The organism is Streptomyces sp. NPDC003691, from assembly GCF_053981115.1.
Map to the genome: position 1 here is coordinate 1 of NZ_JBSFNQ010000065.1, position 17,828 is coordinate 17,828.

Here is a 17,828-nt window from a genome sequence, read left to right on the forward strand (position 1 = left end):
GGGGCCGTCGTACGACCCGGCGGAGGGCTGTCGTACGACCCGGCGGGGGGCGGCGGGCGGCGGGCGGCACCCGGGCGGGGCGGGCCCGGGGGCCCCGGGCCCCCGGGGTGCGGACGGCCGGTGCTCCCGGAGCGGCGGCTCCGGGAGGTCCGGGGCCCGGCGGCCGGGCCGGCGGAGCCCGAGCGGCCGCCTGCGGAGGTCTGCGGTCCCGGGGGCGCGGTTCCCGGGCCGGGAACGGGGCCGTGTACGCGCGGTGCTCCCGGGCCCCGGGAGGCCCCGGGCCGGGCGCCCGGCCGGCCGGGACCGGGGTGCGCGCCGGGGGCGGGCGGGGACGGGTGCCGCGCCGGGGGTACGGCGCCGTCCCCGGCGGGTGAGGTTCCCGGTCCCGGCGCGGGGACGGGGACGGTGGCCGAGGCGGGTCCGGGCCCTTGCCCGGGTCCTTGTCCTTGTCCGGGTCCGGGGACGGGGAGCGGCGCCGCGCCGGTGGCGGAGACGGGCCCGGCGGCTGCCCCGGGGACCGGGGCGGTGGTGGTGGGGCCGGGCCTGTCGGGTGACTCCGGGCCCCGGGTGACCGTGGCCGGGACATGCCCGCCGGGCGGCCCGGGGCGCCGGGTGGTCCCGGTGCCCGGCGAGTCCGGCGGGGACGGGGGTACGGCGGTGCGGCCGGAGCGCGGGGTGGTGGTCCGGGGGGTGGGGGAGCGGCGGGCGGCGGTGGCCATGCGGCCACTGTCGCCGCGGGCCGTTCGGGCCGCCAGGGGTCTTCACCCGATGACCCCATAAGCTGGACGTATGAGCGCGACCGGGAGCGAGGGGCGGGTGCCGTTGGCGCACCGGGTGCCCGATCTGGGCGCCCTCGAACTGCTGCTCGCCGTCGCCCGGCACGGCAGTCTGGGCCGGGCGGCCAGGGAGCTCGGCATCAGCCAGCCCGCCGCGAGCGGCCGGCTCCGGTCCATGGAGACCCTGCTCGGCGTCGCCCTGGTCGACCGGTCGCCGACGGGCTCCCGGCTGACCCCCGCGGGCGTGCTCGTCACCGACTGGGCCCGCCGGATCGTCGAGGCGGCCGAGGCGTTCGACGCGGGGGCCCAGGCGCTGCGGTCGCGCCGGGACTCCCGGCTGCGGATCGCCGCGTCGATGACCATCGCCGAGTACCTCCTGCCGGGCTGGCTGGTCGCCCTGCGGTCCCGCCGCCCCGGCACCGCCGTCTCGCTGTTCGCCGGGAACTCGGCGGCGGTCGCGGAGCGGCTCGGCGCCGGGGAGGCCGACCTCGGCTTCGTCGAGGGGCTGCGGATCCCGGCCGGACTGGACGGGGTGACCGTCGCCGAGGACCGGCTGCTGGTGGTCGCCGCGCCCGGCCATCCCTGGGCCCGGCGCCGTACCCCCGTACCCCCGGCGGAACTCGCCGCCGCCCCGCTCGTCCTGCGGGAGCCCGGCTCCGGCACCCGGCAGGTGCTGGACGCCGCGCTCGCCGGATCCGGCGGACTCTCCGCGCCCCTGCTGGAACTGGCCTCCACCACCGCGGTGAAGGCGGCGGCCGTCAGCGGCGCGGGCCCCGCGGTCCTGAGCGAACTGGCCGTCACGGAGGAGCTGACCGCCCGGAAGCTGATCGTCGTCCCGGTGGCGGAGACCGAACTGCGCCGGGCCCTCCGCGCGGTCTGGCGCCGTTCGCAGAAGCCCGCCGGGGCGGCCCGGGAACTGCTGGCCCTCACCGCCCCGCCGCCCACCGGCCGGTCCACTGTCACAACCGTGTGAACCCCGGAGGGTCCCCTCAACCGCCCCCGGCGGGGCGGATACTGCGGCCCGCCGCCGGTGAAACGGCCCTGGCCTGCACTGATGCACCGGCCTCCGGCTGTCCGGAACGGCGTCTCACCATCTGGTTGTACTTGACATTAGTTCACCTTATGGAAGATAAAGATCAGGCTTTGGGCTGAACGTCGCCGCCTGTGAAGAATGGGCGGAACGGCCCCCGAGCATCGCTATGTCCGGATGTCCCCGTGCCCAGTGAGTGAGTGCCGCCGTGTCCCACCCCGCCGCCCCCGTCCCTTCCGTCACCGGCCCCGTGGCGGAGTGGGAGGCGTGGCGCGCCGCGCGGCGCCGGTCCGTCACCGCGCCGACCGGCAACCTCGCGCTGGTGGAGACCCGCTGGCTGCCCGCAGGTGAACGTCCCGACCTCCCCGCCGCCCGCGCCGCCGCCCCCGAGGGCACGACCGTCACCACGGTCGAGCGGACCGACCTGGTCGGCGGCACCCCCGAACACGGGCTCCGCTTCTGGTCCGCCGACGCCCCCGCGCTCCGCGCCTACGAGCGCACCGAGGTCTTCCCGTACGACCCCGCCTGGGTTCTCGACGCGGTCTACACCCCCGTCCCCGGCGCCCGGCGGATCCCCTTCGAGCACATCCGGGACAACGGCGGCAGCCGTGACCTCGCCGTCCCCGGCGACATCACCCTCACCCTCGACGGGCACGACTACACACTCAGCGCCTTCGACGACGACGGCACCCTGCTCCTCGTCTTCGGCGACCCCACCAACGGCGCCCCCGGCGACAACGGGACGTACGGCGCCGGACGCTTCCTCTTCGTCACCCGCACCGGCGAGGACTCCGTACGCCTCGACTTCAACCGGGCGTTCGTGCCGCCCTGCGGATTCTCCGATCAGTACAACTGTCCGATGCCGCCGCGGCAGAACCGCCTCCACCTGCCCGTCACGGCCGGTGAGAAGCGTGTCGTCAGCCGCGGCGGCGCGACCGCCCAGCACTGATCCCGCTCCCGTACCACCGCACGAAAGCGCAGCCCTTCCATGAGCACCCGCAGCGTCCGCTACGCCCTGCCCGCCGTCACCGCCGCCGCCCTCTCGCTGGCCCTCACCGCCTGCGGCGGCGCCCCGGCCGGCGGTACCGGATCCGGGAAGCACAACCCCGACGCGACCATCACCATCGGCTCCCTCTACGAGCCGCAGAACCTCGACAACACCGGGGGCGGTGGCCAGGGCGTCACCGAAGCCCTCCACGGCAATGTCTACGAGGGCCTGTTCCGGCTCACCGACACCGGGAAGACCGAGCCCCTGCTCGCCGCCTCCCACCAGGTGAGCCCCGACGGCCTGACATACACCTTCACCCTCCGCGACGGTGTCACCTTCCACAGCGGCAAGAAGCTGACCAGTACCGACGTCAAGTACAGCCTGGAGCGGGTGATCGCCCCGGCCTCCCAGTCCGCGCGGAAGAAGAACCTCTCCGTCATCAAGACGGTCGAGGCTCCCGACCCGAAGACCGTCCGGGTCACCCTCTCCCAGAAGTCGATCTCCTTCGTCTACAACCTCGGCTATGTGTGGATCGTGAACTCCGCCGCCGGGGACCTCCGGGCCACGGCCGACGGCACCGGACCCTTCGCGCTGGGCAAGTGGACCCGCGGCTCCAGCCTGGGACTCGACCGCTTCACCGGCTACTGGGGCACCGAGGCAGCCGGCAAGAAGGTCGTCTACCGCTACTTCAAGGACGCGGCCGCCCTGAACAACGCCCTGCTCAGCAATGGTGTCGACCTGGTCACCAGCCAGCAGTCGCCGGACGCCCTCGACCGGTTCAAGAACAACCCCGCGTACAAGGTGACCGAGGGCAACTCGACCACCAAGCTGCTGCTCGCCTTCAACGACAAGGCCAAGCCGTTCACCGATGTCCGGGTCCGGCGGGCGGTCGCCGCCGCCGTCGACGACAAGAAGCTGCTGGAATCCGTCTGGGGCGGCCACGGCAAGCTCATCGGCTCCATGGTCCCGCCCACCGACCCCTGGTACGAGGACCTCACCGGCACCGACCCGTACGACCCGGCGCTGGCGAAGAAGCTGCTCACCGAGGCGGGCTACGCCGACGGCTTCACCTTCACCCTCCAGACCCCGTCCTACGACCCGCACCCCACCGCCGCCACCTTCATCGCCGCCCAGCTCGCCGACGTCGGCATCAAGGTGAAGATCAACACCATCACCCCGGACGAGTGGTACACGAAGGTCTACAAGAACAAGGACTTCGAAGCCACCCTCCAGGAGCACGTCAACGACCGCGACCTGGTCTGGTACGGAAACCCCGACTTCTACTGGGGCTACAACAACCCGCAGGTCACCAAGTGGGTCGACGAGGCCGAGCGGTCCGCCACCGCCGAGCGGCAGACCGAACTGCTGAAGAAGGTCAACCGCACCACCGCCCAGGAGGCGGCCAGCGAGTGGCTCTACCTCTACCCGCAGATCGTGGTGGCGAGCAGCAAGGTCTCCGGCTACCCCGTCAACGGCCTGAACTCCCAGTTCCACGCCTTCAACATCAAGAAGAGCTGACGACCCCGATGGCCCGCTATCTGCTGCGGCGGTCCGCCCTGCTCCTGCTCTCGCTGGGGCTGGCGACCGTGGTGCTCTTCATCCTGCTGCGGATGCTCCCCGGCGACCCGGCCAACGCGCTGACCGCCGTCGGCGCCACCGACGAGCAGATCGCCGCCGCCCGCGCGGCGATCGGCTCGGACCGGCCGCTGCCGGAGCAGTTCACCCACTGGACCGGACAGCTGCTCCGGGGCGACTTCGGCAACTCCTTCGTCAGCTCGCTGCCCGTCGGACCCGAGATCGCCACCCGGCTCCAGGTGACCCTGCCGCTGACCGCCGCCGCCTTCCTGCTGGCCGTCCTCGTCGCCGTACCCGCCGGTTTCGTCGCCGCCCACCGGCGGCACACCTGGTACGGGGCCCTGCTCAGCGGGGTCTCCCAGCTGGGGATCGCCGTGCCGGTGTTCTGGCTCGGCATGATCCTGGTCGCCGTCCTCGCGGTGAACGCCCGCTGGTTCCCGTCGGGCGGCTTCCCGCCCGACGGGTGGGCCGACCCCGCCGAGGCCGTACGCTCCCTCGCCCTCCCCGTCATCACCGTCGCGCTGGTGATGAGCGCCTCCCTCATCCGGTACGTACGCTCCGCCGCCCTCGACGTCCTCGGCAGCGACTATCTGCGCACCGCCCGGGCCCTCGGCGGCACCTTCGGCGGCGCGATGTGGCGGCACGGCATGCGCAACGCCTCCGTCCCCGTCATCTCCGTCCTCGGCATCGAGCTGGCCTCCACCCTGCTCGGCGCGGTGGTCGTGGAGTCCGTTTTCGCCCTGCCCGGGCTCGGCTCCCAGCTGACCACCGGCATCAGCCAGCACGACTACCCCGTCATCCAGGGAGTGCTGTTCGTGTCCACCCTCGCGGTGCTGCTGATCGGCTTCGCCGCCGATGTCGTACAGCGCCTGGTCGACCCCCGGCTCCGGGGCGGACCCGCGGGAGGCGGCCGATGACCACGACCCTCCCGAAGGCCGCGGCCGGGGCCCGGCCGCACCGCCGCTCCCTCACCCTCATCACCGGCTCCGTACTCGCCGGAGCCGTCGTCCTGCTCGCCCTGGTCGCCCTGTTCTGGCTGCCGTACGCCACCGACGACACCTCCGGCGGACGGCTCGCCCCGCCCGGCGGCGAACACCTCCTCGGCACCGACAAACTCGGCCGCGACCTGCTCACCCAGGTCATGAACGGCGCGGTGATCGCCGTCCAGGCCGGACTCGGGTCCGTCCTGATCGCCGCCTCGCTGGGCACCGTCCTCGGACTGCTGGCCGCGTTCGCCCAGGGCTGGCTGGACGACACCCTCTCCGCCGTACTCGACCTGCTCATCGCCTTCCCGACGCTGCTGCTCGCCATGCTCATCGTCGCGGCCCGCTCCGGCAGCCTCGGCTCCGCGGTCCTCGCCATCGGGATCGCGCAGAGCGCGGTCGTCGCCCGGCTGGTGCGGATCCTCGCCAAACGCGTCCTCGCGCAGGACTACATCACCGCCTCCCGCACCTCCGGCACCACCTGGCCGCGGATCGTCGCCGGACACGTCCTGCCCAATATCTGGCCCACCCTGGTGGTCAACCTCGCGCTCCAGTTCGGGCTCGCGGTCCTCGCCGAAGCCGGGCTCTCCTACCTCGGGCTCGGCGCGCCCCCGCCCAACGCCTCCTGGGGGCGGATGCTGCTGGAGGCCCAGGCCACCTTCACCACCGCGCCCGCGGGCGCCCTCGCGCCCGGCATCCTCCTCGTCGTCCTCGTCGTCGGCGTCAACCTCGTCGCCGACGGACTGCGCGACACCCTCGACCCGACCAGCCGCGGGAGGCAGGCATGAGCACCGGCAACCCGACGGCGACGGCTGCGGGGACGGAGACCGGCGGACCGGTGGGGACGGACGAACTGCTGGCCGTCCGCGGGCTGACCGTCCGCACCCGGACCGGACGGAACCTCGTCGACGGGCTCTCCTTCGGTATCCGCCCCGGTGAACGCCTCGGCCTGATCGGCGAGTCCGGCTCCGGCAAATCCCTCACCTCCCTCGCCGTCCTCGGCCTGCTGCCCGGCGGACTCACCGCCGGGGGCAGCGTCCGGCTCGCCGGTACCGAGATCCTGGGCGCCACCGAGAAACAGCTCGTCAAGGTACGGGGGCGGGACGCGGCCGTCGTCTTCCAGGAGCCGCTCACCGCGCTCGACCCGCTGATGCGCGTCGGCCGCCAGATCGCCGTACCGCTCGCCCGCCACCAGGGCCTGAAGGGCGCCGCGCTGCGGAGCGCGGTCACCGAGGCGCTGGAACAGGTGAGGCTGCCCGACCCGGAGCGGATCGCCCGCTCCCGTCCGCACGAGATCTCCGGCGGCCAGCGTCAGCGGGTCGCCCTCGCGATGGCGCTCGCCTGCCGCCCCGCCCTGCTGATCGCCGACGAGCCGACCACCGCGCTCGACGTCACCGTCCAGGCCGAACTGCTGGCCCTGCTCGACACCCTCGTCCGGGAGCGGAACATGGCGCTCCTGTTCATCAGTCACGATCTGGCCGTGGTCGCGGGGATCGCCGACCGGGTGGTCGTCATGAAGGACGGCCGGGCGGTGGAGGAAGGCGGCGTACGGGAGGTCGTGGGAGCGCCCCGCGATCCGTACACCGCGGCGCTGGTGGCGAGCGCCCGGGCTTTGGAGGACGCGCTGGAACGACGGAGGGCGGCACGATGACGGAGACGGAGACGGGGTCCGACGTGGCGTCGGCGACGGGGGCGGACCCGGCGACGGCGACGGGTGTTCCGGCCGGTGCCGGGTCCGGGCCGCTGCTGGCGGCCGACCGGGTGTCGTACACCTACCGCTCCGGGAGCCGGCCCGTCCTCGACGGGGTCTCCCTCACGGTGGGCGCCGGGGAGAGCCTGGCCGTCGTCGGCGAGTCCGGCACCGGCAAGACGACCCTGCTGAAACTGCTCCTGGGGCTCGCCGCGCCCACCTCCGGCACGGTCCGGTTCGACGGGGAGCAGCTCCGGCTCCGCGACCGGGCGCTGATGCGGCGCTTCCGCGCCGGGGTGCAGTGCGTCTTCCAGGACCCGTACGCCTCCCTGGACCCGCGCCGCCGGGTCGGCGACACGGTCGCCGAGCCGCTGCGCTCCCTGGGACTGGCGAACCGCCGCGAAGCGGTGCCCCGGGTGGCCGCCGCGCTGACCGCCGTCGGACTGGATCCGGAGGCCGCGGAACGCTATCCGCACGAGTTCTCCGGCGGCCAGCGGCAGCGGATCGCGATCGCCCGGGCCACCGTCTGCGACCCGCGGGTGTTGCTCGCCGACGAACCGGTCAGCGCGCTCGACGTGACCACCCGGGTGAAGGTCGTCGACCTGCTGCACCGGCTCCGCGAGGAGCGCGGGCTGGCGCTGGTGATGGTCTCGCACGACCTGTCGGTGGTGGCGTCGCTCTGCGACCGTACGGCGGTACTGGAAGGCGGCCGGGTGGTGGAGTCCGGCCCGACGGAGTCCGTCCTGGGCGCGCCGGAGCATCCGTACACGGCCGAACTGGTCGCCAGCGTCCCGTCACTGGCCCGGGCGGTGCCGGGGCTCTAGCGGGCCCGCCGCCCCGCCGCCCGCGGCCTCCGGCGTTCAGCCCCGACCCGCCGCCGCGTCCACCAGGCCCCTGGCGACCGCCAGGTCGTCGGAGACCTCCGGATGCCACTGGACGCCCAGCACCCAGGCGCTGCCGGGGAGTTCGGCCGCCTCCACCGTGCCGTCGGCGGCGTGTGCCGAGGCGGTCAGCGGCGGGGCCAGCCGGGCCAGGGACTGATGGTGGTACGAGGGGACCTCCACGGGCTCCGGTGCCAGCGCCCCGTACCGGGTTCCCGGCACCGGTACCACCCGGTGCCGGGTGAAGACGCCCGGGCCGCCCGTATGCCCGTCGAGGTGCTGGACGAGGGTGCCGCCGAGGGCCACGTTCAGCAGTTGCAGACCGCGGCAGATGCCGAGCAGCGGGGTGCCCGAGTCCAGGGCCGCGTCGATCAGGGCCAGCTCCCAGGCGTCCCGTTCCCGGGCGGGCGGACCCGTCCGGGCGTCGGGCTCCGCGCCGTACCGCCCCGGCTCGACGTCCGCGCCGCCCGCGACGATCAGACCGTCCAGGCGCGCGACCACCGAACGTGCCGCGCCGGAGTCCGGGTCCGGCGGCAGCAGCACCGCCAGGCCGCCGGCGCGGTGGACCATCGTGTGGTAGGCGGCGGGCAGTACCGCGGCCGGTACGTTCCACACTCCCCAGGCCGCCGGTTCGAGATAGGTGGTGACGCCGATCAGGGGCTCGGGCACGACGCTCCTTCTGTATCGCTGGTGGCCGTTGATATGCGGGGACGCTGATGCCAGGGCGGCCGGTGATGTCCGGGCCGGTGGGGTGGGGCAGCCGTCAGACCGGATCCCGCTCGCCGTCCCGGTCCTCGTCCTGTTTACGGTCCCGGTCCTGGTTGCGGTCGCGGTTCAGCTCCGCCTCGGCCTCGGCCAGCGCGGCGAACTCCTCCTCGGGGGCCCGCGCCACCAGATGGTGACGGCTGTAGACCGCGAAGTAGGCGAGGGCCACACCGTAGACGGCCAGGGCGATCAGCGCCGCCTCCTTGTCCACCAGGAACGTCGCCACCAGCGCGGAGAGCGCGAGGACGAAGGCGACGGAGGAGGTCGCCGTACCGCCGGGGGTGCGGTAGGGCCGGTGCAGCCCGGGTTCGCGGCGCCGCAGCACGATATGCGAGAGCGCCATCAGCGCATAGCTGATCGTCGCCCCGAAGACCGCGATGTTCAGCATCCGGCCGCCGTTGCCGGTGGACGCGGCGAGCGCGAAACCGATGGCGCCCGGGATCAGCAGCCCCAGGTAGGGGGAGCGGCGGCGGCTGGTCAGGGAGAGGAACCGCGGCAGATATCCGGCCCGGGAGAGCGCGAACAACTGCCGGGAACCGGCGTAGATGAGGGAGAAGAAGGACGCCACCAGACCGGCGAGCCCCGCATAGTTGACGAAGCGGCTGAGCGCGGTCGGGTCACCGTCCCCCTGCAACGCCACCACCAGCGGGTTCCCCGCCTCCTGGATGGCCGCCGAACCCCGTGCCCCGGTCGCGGCGAAGAACGTCAGCAGGGCCAGCAGCACCAGGATGCCCATCGAGACGGCCAGCGCCTTCGGCAGCGACCGCACCGGGTCCTTGGCCTCCTCGGCCGCCAGCGGCACCCCCTCGACCCCGAGGAAGAACCACATCCCGAAGGGGAACGCCGCCCAGATGCCGAGCAGTCCGTACGGCAGCCACGAGTTCGCGCCGAACGCGTCCCCGTCGACCGGGATGTCGTTCAACCCGTCCGCGGAGAACTCGGTGAACGCGCCGAGCGCGAAGATCAGCAGGGCGGCCACCGCGATCGCGGTGACGACCAGACTGAACCGGAGCGCCTCGCCCACGCCCCAGAGATGGATACCGATGAAGACCACGAAGCAGGCGAGATAGACCGGCCAGCCCGACTCCAGGCCGAAGAGGCCGAGGGATTCGACGTAGTCCCCGATGAAAATGGAGATCGCGGCCGGCGCGAGGACGTACTCGATGAGAATCGCGGTGCCGGTCAGAAAGCCGCCCCAGGTGCCCAGCGCCCGCCGGGCGAAACCGTAGCCGCCGCCCGCGGTCGGCAGGATCGCGGAGAGTTCCGCGAGGGCGAAGACCAGACAGGCGTACATCACACCCATCAGCAGGGTGGCGATCGCCAGACCGCCGAAACCGCCCTTGGAGAGGCCGATGTTCCAGCCGGAGAAGTCGCCGGAGACGACATAGGCGACCCCGAGTCCGGTCAGCAGCAGCCAGCCGGCGCTGCCGCGGCGCAGCATCCGGCGGCTGAGATAGCCGTCGTCGGGGGGAGACTGTCCGGGGATCGCCGGTTCGGGTTGAGGGTTGGTCCGGGTGGTGTCTTCGGCCATGGCTGGATCCCTCCCGCCGCTAAAGGTTGAGGGCGACACCTTTGCGGTACGGGCGGGACCGGCGCAAGCCCCCGCGCGGAACTTCCGGTCCCGGCGCCCGGTCCCGGCTCCGGTTCCTGCCCGGCTCCGGCCGCTGCCCCGCTTCCGGTCGGCCCCCGCTCCCGAACCCCCGGCTCCGGTCCCCGTCCAGGCCCCGGCCCCGGTCAGGCGAGAAAGCCCCGCAGCAGCGCCGCCGTCCCCCCGCAGTGTTCCCGCATCGCCTCCCGCGCCCGGTCCGCGTCCCCCGCCAGCACCGCCGCGACCACCTCGGTGTGCTGCTGCTGCGAGTGCTCCAGATTCCGGACCAGGATCGGAATGCAGTCCAGCAGCTCGTTCACGCCCGCCCGGACCCCCGCGTACGCCCCGGCCAGCGACGGCGAGCCGGACAGCTCGGCCAGGGTGAGATGGAGCAGGGTGTCCCGGCGGCGGTACTCGGCGAGCGGCGCGTCGTGCGTCGCCGCCAGCGCCGCCCGCAGCCGCCCCGCGCCCTCCTCCGTCAGACCGTGCGCCGCGCACAGCCCCGCCGCGCCGACCTCCAGCACCTCCCGGAAGCGCAGGGTGTCCTCGACGTCGGCGCCCGCCAGCCGGCGCCGCAGTTCGTCCTCGCCGTACGCCTCCGGCCGCGGCAGCACGAAGGTGCCGCCGTACCGGCCCCGCCGGCTCTCCACCAGCCGCTGCTCCGTGAGGACCTTGAGCACCTCGCGCAGCGTCACCCGGCTGATCCCCATCCGGTCGGCCAGCTCGCGCTCCGCGGGCAGCCGCTCCCCGGCGGGCACCAGGCCGAGCCGCAGCAGCTGGAGTATCTGCTCCAGCGCCTCCTCGAAGCCGTTGCCCGCGCGCACCGGCCGCAGCACGGCCGTCAGCCGGTCCGCCTCCGCCGGGTCCGCGGCCCCGTCCGCACCGCTCGTCTTCGCCACGTCGCCGTTCCCTCTTCCCAAGCAATGGTCTTCAGCAATACCTTATGGCTCCCGGCCGACCCGAGGAGGCGCGAATCCGTGGCAGACCGCACACCCCCGCTCGCCCTGGCGGAGCTGCGCTCCCTGGTGGCGGGCGGTGATATCGACACCGTGGTGCTCGCCTTCCCCGATATGCAGGGACGTCTCCAGGGCAAGCGGTTCGCCGCCCCCTTCTTCCTGGACGAGGTCCTCGGCCAGGGCACCGAGGGGTGCAACTACCTCCTCGCCGTCGACACCGAGATGAACACCGTCGACGGCTATGCCATGTCCTCCTGGGAGCAGGGGTACGGCGACTTCGCCATGCACCCCGACACCGCCACCCTGCGGCGCGTCCCCTGGAACGCCGGCACCGCCCTCCTCGTCGCCGATCTGGCCTGGCACGACGGCGGTCCCGTCACCGCCGCCCCGCGCCAGATCCTCCGGCGCCAGCTGGACCGGCTCGCCGAACGTGGCTGGACCGCCAACGTCGGTACCGAGCTGGAGTTCATCGTCTTCAAGGACACCTACGAAGCGGCCTGGGACCGCGACTACCGGGGACTGACCCCCGCCAATCAGTACAACATCGACTACTCCGTCCTCGGCACCGGCCGGATCGAACCGCTGCTGCGCCGCATCCGCAACGAGATGGCGGCCGCCGGACTCACCGTGGAGTCCGCGAAGGGCGAGTGCAACCCCGGCCAGCACGAGATCGTCTTCCGCTACGACGAGGCCCTCACCACCTGCGACCAGCACGCCGTCTACAAGACCGGCGCCAAGGAGATCGCCGCCCAGGAGGGCGTCTCCCTCACCTTCATGGCCAAGTACAACGAGCGCGAGGGCAACTCCTGCCATATCCATCTCTCCCTCGCCGACGCCGACGGCACCAATGTCATGGCCGGGAACGGCCCCGGCGGCACTTCCCCCGTGATGCGGCACTTCCTCGCCGGACAGCTCGCCGCGCTCCGTGACTTCAGCCTGCTCTACGCGCCCAACATCAACTCCTACAAGCGCTTCCAGCCCGGCACCTTCGCGCCCACCGCCGTCGCCTGGGGATACGACAACCGCACCTGCGCGCTGCGGGTCGTCGGCCGGGGCCGTTCGCTGCGCTTCGAGAACCGGCTCCCCGGCGGGGACGTCAATCCGTACCTCGCCGTCGCCGGCATGGTCGCCGCCGGACTGTACGGGGTGGAACAGGAGCTGGAGCTGCCCGAACCCTGCGCGGGCAGCGCGTACGCCGCCGGGCACGCCCGGGTCCCCACCACCCTGCGCGAGGCCGCCGAACTCTGGGAGACCAGCCCCGTCGCCAAGGCGGCCTTCGGCGACGAGGTCGTGGCCCACTACCTGAACATGGCCCGGGTCGAACTCGCCGCGTACGAGGCCGCCGTCACCGACTGGGAGCGGCGCCGCTCCTTCGAGCGCCACTGAGGCGGCCGACCCGCGGGCGGCGCATCCGGCGCCGGGCCCCGGGCCCACCGGCCTGCGGCGTCGCGACCGGCCCACCGGGTTCGGCCGGGCCTCCCGGGGCCCGGCCCCGGGGGCCCACCGGACTCCGGTCCGGACGCCGGGGCCACCGGCCCGGACCGCCCTCCGCCACGGCCGGCGGGCCACCCGCCCGTAAGGACCGGCGGGTCACCCGCCCGTAAGGAAAGGAACGCCTTGCACCCCGAGTACCACGAGGTCCTCAACCCCGCCACCGGCGCCGTCGTCGAGCAGGTCGCCGCGGTCCCGCCCGCCGGGGTAGCCGAGGCCGTCACCCGCGCCGCGGCCGCGCAGCGCGGCTGGGCCGCCGCGGCGCCCGCCGACCGGGCCCGGCTGCTCCGCCGCTTCGCCGCGGCCGTCGACGACCACCTCGAAGAACTCGCCCGGCTGGAGGTCCTCGAAGCCGGGCATCTCATCGGCAACGCCCGCTGGGAGGCCGGGAACGTCCGCGACCTCCTCGAATACAGCGCCGGGGGAGTGGAGCGGCTCAGCGGACGCCAGATCCCCGTCCCCGGCGGACTCGACATCACCTTCCTCGAACCCCTCGGCGTCGTCGGGGTGATCGCCCCCTGGAACTTCCCGATGCCCATCGCCGCCTGGGGCACCGCACCCGCCCTCGCCGCCGGGAACGCGGTCCTCCTCAAACCGGCCGAGACCACCCCCCTCACCGCGCTGCGGCTCGCCGGACTCGCCCTGGAGGCCGGGCTGCCCGAACACCTCTTCCAGGTACTGCCCGGCTCGGGCGCCGTCACCGGCGCGGCCCTGGTCGACCACCCCGGTATCGCGAAGATCGTCTTCACCGGATCGGGCCGGGTCGGCAAGGAGGTCATGGCCCGCTGCGCCGCCACGGTCAAACGCGTCACCCTCGAACTCGGCGGCAAGAGCCCGAACATCGTCTTCGCGGACGCCGATCTGGACGCCGCCGTCGCCGCCACCCCGATGTCCTTCCTCGACAACAGCGGCCAGGACTGCTGCGCCCGGACCCGGATCCTCGTCCAGCGCTCCGTGTACGACCGCTTCCTGGAGCTGCTCGCGCCCGCCGTCCGGGCCGTCACCGTCGGCGACCCGGCCGACGAGACCGTACAGATGGGACCGCTGATCTCCCGGGCCCAGCTGGACCGGGTCCGCTCCTACGCCCCCGCCGGCCTGCCCGGTATCCGCGGCACCGCCCCCGACGGCCCCGGCTTCTGGTTCCCGCCGACCGTCCTCACCGGGCTGTCGCCCGACGACCCCGCCGTCCGCGACGAGATCTTCGGACCCGTCGCCGCCGTCCTCCCCTTCGAGGACGAGGCGGACGCGATCCGGCTGGCCAACGACACCGAGTACGGCCTCTCCGGCTCCCTGTGGACCCGGGACGTCGGCCGCGCCGTCCGGGTCTCGCGCGCCGTCCGCGCGGGCAACCTCTCCGTCAACTCCCACTCCAGCGTCCGCTACTGGACCCCGTTCGGGGGCTACCGGCAGTCCGGCCTCGGCCGGGAACTCGGCCCCGACGCCCTCACCGCCTTCACCGAGACCAAGAACGTCTTCATCAGCACGGAGGACTGACCCCATGACCGAATCCCAGAGCCAGCACGTCTGCCGCCGGCTGGTGGGCCGGACCGCCGTCGTCACCGGCGCGGGCAGCGGTATCGGCCTGGCCACCGCCCGCCGCCTCGCGTCCGAGGGCGCACACGTCGTCTGCGGCGATATCGACGAGACCGCGGGCAAGGCCGCCGCCGACGAGACCGGCGGCCTCTTCGTCCGGGTCGACGTCACCGACCCCGAGCAGGTCGAAGCCCTGTTCAAGGCCGCGTACGACACCTACGGCTCGGTGGACGTCGCCTTCAACAACGCGGGCATCTCCCCCCCGGACGACGACTCCATCCTCACCACGGGCCTGGAGGCGTGGAAGCGGGTCCAGGACGTGAACCTCACCTCCGTCTATCTGTGCTGCAAGGCCGCCATCCCCTATATGCAGCGCCAGGGCCGCGGTTCCATCATCAACACCGCCTCCTTCGTGGCGATCATGGGAGCCGCGACCTCCCAGATCTCCTACACCGCGTCCAAGGGCGGCGTCCTTGCCATGTCCCGCGAACTGGGCGTCCAGTTCGCCCGGGAGGGCATCCGGGTCAACGCGCTCTGCCCCGGGCCGGTGAACACCCCGCTGCTCCGGGAGCTGTTCGCCAAGGACCCCGAGCGCGCCGCGCGCCGGCTCGTCCATATCCCCGTCGGCCGGTTCGCCGAGGCCGACGAGATCGCGGCCGCCGTCGCCTTCCTCGCCAGTGACGACTCCTCCTTCGTCAACGCGACGGACTTCCTGGTCGACGGCGGGATCTCGGGGGCGTACGTCACCCCGCTGTAGCCGCCCCGGGGGCGGGGGTCACAGAAAGGTCAGGCCCTCGCCCCGGTACGTCGGTACGGTGTCCACCACCCGGTCCCCGGCTATCAGATGCAGCTCCCCGAACCGCTCGCACAGCTCCCCGGCCTTGGCATGCCGGAACCACACCCGGTCCCCGATCAGCAGATCGTCCGCCGGGGCGCCGAGCAGCGGGGTCTGCACCTCGCCCGCGCCCTCCACCGGGTCGTACCGCAGCCCTTCCGGGAGATACGGCACCGGCAGCCGGTCCCGGCCCGCGGCCCCCGAGGCCGGATAGCCCCCGCCGAGCACCGTCACCGCCCCCACTCCGGGCCTGCGCACCACCGGCAGCGCGAAGAGCGCCGCCGGGCGCCCCGAGAACGACCGGTAGTGGTCGAAGAGACCGGGCACGAAGAGCCCCGAACCGGCCGCGACCTCCGTCACCGCGTCCTCGGCGGCCGTGCCCTCCACACTGCCGGTCCCGCCGCCGTTGACGAACTCCAGCCCGGGGACGACCGCACGGACCGCCCGTACGGACTCCGCCCGCAGCGCGGCGAGCTGGCGGCGGGCCGCCCGCTGCATCAGCCGGATCCCCCGGGCCCGCAGCGGACTCCCCGCCACCGCGTCCGCGACCCCCGCGATATGCCCTTCGTACGCCATCAGACCGACCAGCCGGAACCCCGGCCGCCGGGCCACCGCCCCGGCCAGTGCGGCCAACTGCTCCGGAGTGTGCCGCGGGGAGCGGCGGGCCCCGACCCGGACCCGGCCGCCGAGCAGCCGCAGCGCGGTGTCCAGCTCCAGACAGACCCGGATCTCCTCCCGGCCGCCGTCCCGGGCCCGGTCGATCAGCTCCAGCTGCGCCGGGTCGTCGACCATCACCGTCACGGCGGCCGCCGCCTTCGGATCTCCGGCGAGCCGCCCGAAGGACGCCCGGTCCACCGACGGATAGGCCAGCAGTACGTCCGGGAACCCGGCCCGCGCCAGCAGGAGGGACTCCGCGAGCGTGAACGACATGACCCCGGCGAAACCTTCCTGCGCAAGGGCCCGCTCCAGCAGCGCCCGGCAGCGCACGGACTTGCTGGCGACCCGTACCGGCTTGCCGCCGGCCCGCCGGACCAGATCCGCGGCATTGGCGTCGAACGCCGCCAGGTCCACGACCGCGAAGGGCGCGTCGAGGCGGGCGGTGGCCCGGTCGTACCGGGCCCGGTCGGCGGCACGGTGAGTCATGGCCAGAGCCTGCCAGACCGGATTACCGATGGGTAGGGGGAGGATCGGGGCAGATCCGGGCGGAGTCGGCGCCCGGTGCCTCGGGGCTCCCGCCACCCCGTAGAGTGACGCAGGCGCGGAGACGAACAAGCATGCTGCGAGGGGCGATCCGACGGCGCAGGGAACATCGGGACACGGGGGGCTCCATGAGTACGGAAACACCGAGCCCGCCCGGCCGCGCCGAGGACACTCCGCCGCGCTCCCGCATCACGGATGCCCTGCTGCCCCCGGCGGCACCCACGGGCCCCTCGGGAGCCCCGACCGACCCGTCGGCCCGCCGCCCGCCCGTCCCGTCGCCCCGCCGCGACGAACCCACCCGCCCCCTGCGGGTCCGGGTCCCGCCCCCGGCGGACACCACGGCGACCCGCCGCCTCCGGACGTCCCCGCCGCCCGCCACCGCCGGAACCCCGGGCAGGCCCGCGTCACGTCCCCCGGCCCCTGCCCCGGCGCTGCCCGCGGCGGGCCCGGCGACGTTCCCCCCGGCCGCGGATCCGCACAACGGCGCCGCGCCGGGCGCGGGCCCGGGTGCGGCGGATGTCCGGGAGGGTGCGGGGCCGTCCGCGCCGGGTACCCCGCCGGGCGGGGCGGCTGCGGTACGGGGCGCGGGTGCCGCGCAGGGTACGGGCGCCGCGGGCGTCCGGGAGGCCGTGGCGCCGTCCGCGTCCGGTGCCGTGCCGGGTACGGACGCTCCGGCCGCCGGGCGGGATGCCGTACCGGTCACCGGTACGGGTGCACGGGCCACCGGACGCGGTACGGCGTCCGGTGCGCGGGGCCCGCGCACTGCCGCTGCGGAGGCACGGGAGGGCGCCGCCGGGACCGCCGCGGAGACACGACCGTCCGGGCCGACCGGAAGCCCACCACCACATGACAGCGCTGCCGGGGCCGAGTGCCGGAGTACGGCTCCCGGCCTCGCGCGGCAGCCGGGCGCCACCACCCCCGGGACCGGGGGCGGCCGTGCCGCACGGGACACCGCGACGGCCCAGCTCCGGATCCCCCCGGCGGCCGTCACGGGCGGACGGACCGTCATACGGGCACCCGGCGGCGGCACCGGCCACCCCGGGATCACCGGCGCGGCCGACGCCTCCCAGGACCCGCCGGGCACACCTCCGGCGAGCGGATCCGCGCCGGACGCACGCCCTTCCGGCGCGCCCGGCCGGGAGCCCGCCGTCCCCCCTCCGGCCGCGCCCCGGCCGGACGGGAATCCGGCCGACGGCCCGGCCCGGCCTCCGGCCGCCCCGGACGCCCGCCCCTTCCGCCCGGCGCGGAGCGGGAGCGGCGACGACAGCGAGCCGGGCGAACACCCGGTGCCGCCCGCACCGGCGCCCCGCCCGCCGGCCCCGCACCGGGAACCGCCCGCCGCCCCCGGACCCTCTGGGCCTTCGGCCGCCCCCGCCGCGCCCGCACCCCCCTCCGTTCCCGCCGATTCCGCTTCCTCCGCCGGACCCCGGGGCGCCGAGGGCCCCACGGCTGCGCCCCCTCGCGAAGACGCGCCCGGCACTCCGGCACGTCCGGCCGGTGCGCCGGGTGTTGCCGGTCGGGGCGGGTCCGCGGGGAG

Annotated in this window: 14 protein-coding genes; 10 read left to right on the top strand and 4 right to left on the bottom strand. The window is 74.4% G+C overall.

The features are described 5' to 3' along the window. The first annotated feature begins 789 nt into the window (after positions 1-789). The 7 genes from ACWDR0_RS25540 (at position 790) to ACWDR0_RS25570 (ending at position 7,866) form a co-directional block, all read left to right on the top strand. Positions 790-1,749, top strand: a complete 960-nt coding sequence (locus ACWDR0_RS25540) for a LysR family transcriptional regulator (protein WP_456354098.1) — start codon at positions 790-792, stop codon at positions 1,747-1,749. A 265-nt stretch (positions 1,750-2,014) separates the two neighbouring features. Then, positions 2,015-2,755, top strand: a complete 741-nt coding sequence (locus ACWDR0_RS25545) for a DUF1684 domain-containing protein (protein WP_456354099.1) — start codon at positions 2,015-2,017, stop codon at positions 2,753-2,755. Between the two features lie 39 nt (positions 2,756-2,794). Beyond that, positions 2,795-4,312: an ABC transporter substrate-binding protein gene (locus tag ACWDR0_RS25550; RefSeq protein WP_456354100.1), complete on the top strand. Its 1,518-nt coding sequence runs from the start codon at positions 2,795-2,797 to the stop codon at positions 4,310-4,312. Positions 4,313-4,320: 8 nt separating this feature from the next. Then, entirely contained in the window at positions 4,321-5,286 is a 966-nt protein-coding gene (locus tag ACWDR0_RS25555; protein WP_456354101.1) for an ABC transporter permease, read from the top strand. Next, on the top strand, positions 5,283-6,140 hold the full coding sequence (locus tag ACWDR0_RS25560) for an ABC transporter permease (protein ID WP_456354102.1): 858 nt from the start codon (positions 5,283-5,285) through the stop codon (positions 6,138-6,140). The genes ACWDR0_RS25555 and ACWDR0_RS25560 overlap by 4 nt, the downstream gene beginning before the upstream one ends. Further along, a complete protein-coding gene (locus ACWDR0_RS25565; RefSeq protein ID WP_456354103.1) occupies positions 6,137-7,003 on the top strand; it encodes an ATP-binding cassette domain-containing protein in 867 nt (288 codons plus the stop codon). Before ACWDR0_RS25560 ends, ACWDR0_RS25565 begins: the two co-directional genes overlap by 4 nt. Then, positions 7,000-7,866, top strand: coding sequence for an ABC transporter ATP-binding protein (locus ACWDR0_RS25570; protein WP_456354104.1), 867 nt, complete (start codon positions 7,000-7,002; stop codon positions 7,864-7,866). Before ACWDR0_RS25565 ends, ACWDR0_RS25570 begins: the two co-directional genes overlap by 4 nt. Positions 7,867-7,902: 36 nt before the next feature. Here the strand turns inward: ACWDR0_RS25570 and ACWDR0_RS25575 are convergent, their stop codons facing one another. The 3 genes from ACWDR0_RS25575 to ACWDR0_RS25585 form a co-directional block, all read right to left on the bottom strand. Further along, positions 7,903-8,592 (bottom strand): gamma-glutamyl-gamma-aminobutyrate hydrolase family protein, encoded by a 690-nt coding sequence (locus ACWDR0_RS25575; RefSeq protein ID WP_456354105.1) that lies wholly within the window; start codon positions 8,590-8,592, stop codon positions 7,903-7,905. Between the two features lie 94 nt (positions 8,593-8,686). Beyond that, on the bottom strand, positions 8,687-10,219 hold the full coding sequence (eat, locus tag ACWDR0_RS25580) for an ethanolamine permease (RefSeq protein WP_456354106.1): 1,533 nt from the start codon (positions 10,217-10,219) through the stop codon (positions 8,687-8,689). A 203-nt stretch (positions 10,220-10,422) separates the two neighbouring features. After that, positions 10,423-11,175 carry a FadR/GntR family transcriptional regulator gene (locus tag ACWDR0_RS25585; protein WP_456354107.1) on the bottom strand — a complete coding sequence of 251 codons (753 nt, stop codon included), beginning with the start codon at positions 11,173-11,175 and terminating at the stop codon, positions 10,423-10,425. A 78-nt stretch (positions 11,176-11,253) separates the two neighbouring features. Here ACWDR0_RS25585 and ACWDR0_RS25590 point away from each other — a divergent pair, with 78 nt between their 5' ends. From ACWDR0_RS25590 to ACWDR0_RS25600, 3 genes are all read left to right on the top strand, one after another. Beyond that, positions 11,254-12,618: a glutamine synthetase family protein gene (locus tag ACWDR0_RS25590; protein WP_456354108.1), complete on the top strand. Its 1,365-nt coding sequence runs from the start codon at positions 11,254-11,256 to the stop codon at positions 12,616-12,618. A gap of 231 nt (positions 12,619-12,849) precedes the next feature. Continuing rightward, a complete protein-coding gene (locus tag ACWDR0_RS25595; RefSeq protein ID WP_456354109.1) occupies positions 12,850-14,217 on the top strand; it encodes an aldehyde dehydrogenase family protein in 1,368 nt (455 codons plus the stop codon). A 4-nt stretch (positions 14,218-14,221) separates the two neighbouring features. Next, the gene (locus tag ACWDR0_RS25600) at positions 14,222-15,013 is read left to right on the top strand and encodes a 3-oxoacyl-ACP reductase (protein WP_456354110.1); all 792 of its coding nucleotides are present in this window, start codon (positions 14,222-14,224) and stop codon (positions 15,011-15,013) included. An 18-nt stretch (positions 15,014-15,031) separates the two neighbouring features. Here the strand turns inward: ACWDR0_RS25600 and ACWDR0_RS25605 are convergent, their stop codons facing one another. Next, positions 15,032-16,234, bottom strand: coding sequence for an amino acid deaminase/aldolase (locus ACWDR0_RS25605; RefSeq protein ID WP_456354111.1), 1,203 nt, complete (start codon positions 16,232-16,234; stop codon positions 15,032-15,034). Positions 16,235-17,828 lie beyond the last annotated feature (1,594 nt).

Excerpts from the sequence above, each read along its gene's own strand:
- ACWDR0_RS25540 (WP_456354098.1), top strand. The coding sequence starts at position 790 with ATGAGCGCGACCGGGAGCGAGGGGCGGGTGCCGTTGGCGCACCGGGTG.
- ACWDR0_RS25550 (WP_456354100.1), top strand. The coding sequence starts at position 2,795 with ATGAGCACCCGCAGCGTCCGCTACGCCCTGCCCGCCGTCACCGCCGCC.
- ACWDR0_RS25555 (WP_456354101.1), top strand. The coding sequence starts at position 4,321 with ATGGCCCGCTATCTGCTGCGGCGGTCCGCCCTGCTCCTGCTCTCGCTG.
- ACWDR0_RS25560 (WP_456354102.1), top strand. The coding sequence starts at position 5,283 with ATGACCACGACCCTCCCGAAGGCCGCGGCCGGGGCCCGGCCGCACCGC.
- ACWDR0_RS25565 (WP_456354103.1), top strand. The coding sequence starts at position 6,137 with ATGAGCACCGGCAACCCGACGGCGACGGCTGCGGGGACGGAGACCGGC.
- ACWDR0_RS25570 (WP_456354104.1), top strand. The coding sequence starts at position 7,000 with ATGACGGAGACGGAGACGGGGTCCGACGTGGCGTCGGCGACGGGGGCG.
- eat (WP_456354106.1), bottom strand. The coding sequence starts at position 10,219 with ATGGCCGAAGACACCACCCGGACCAACCCTCAACCCGAACCGGCGATC.
- ACWDR0_RS25600 (WP_456354110.1), top strand. The coding sequence starts at position 14,222 with ATGACCGAATCCCAGAGCCAGCACGTCTGCCGCCGGCTGGTGGGCCGG.
- ACWDR0_RS25605 (WP_456354111.1), bottom strand. The coding sequence starts at position 16,234 with ATGACTCACCGTGCCGCCGACCGGGCCCGGTACGACCGGGCCACCGCC.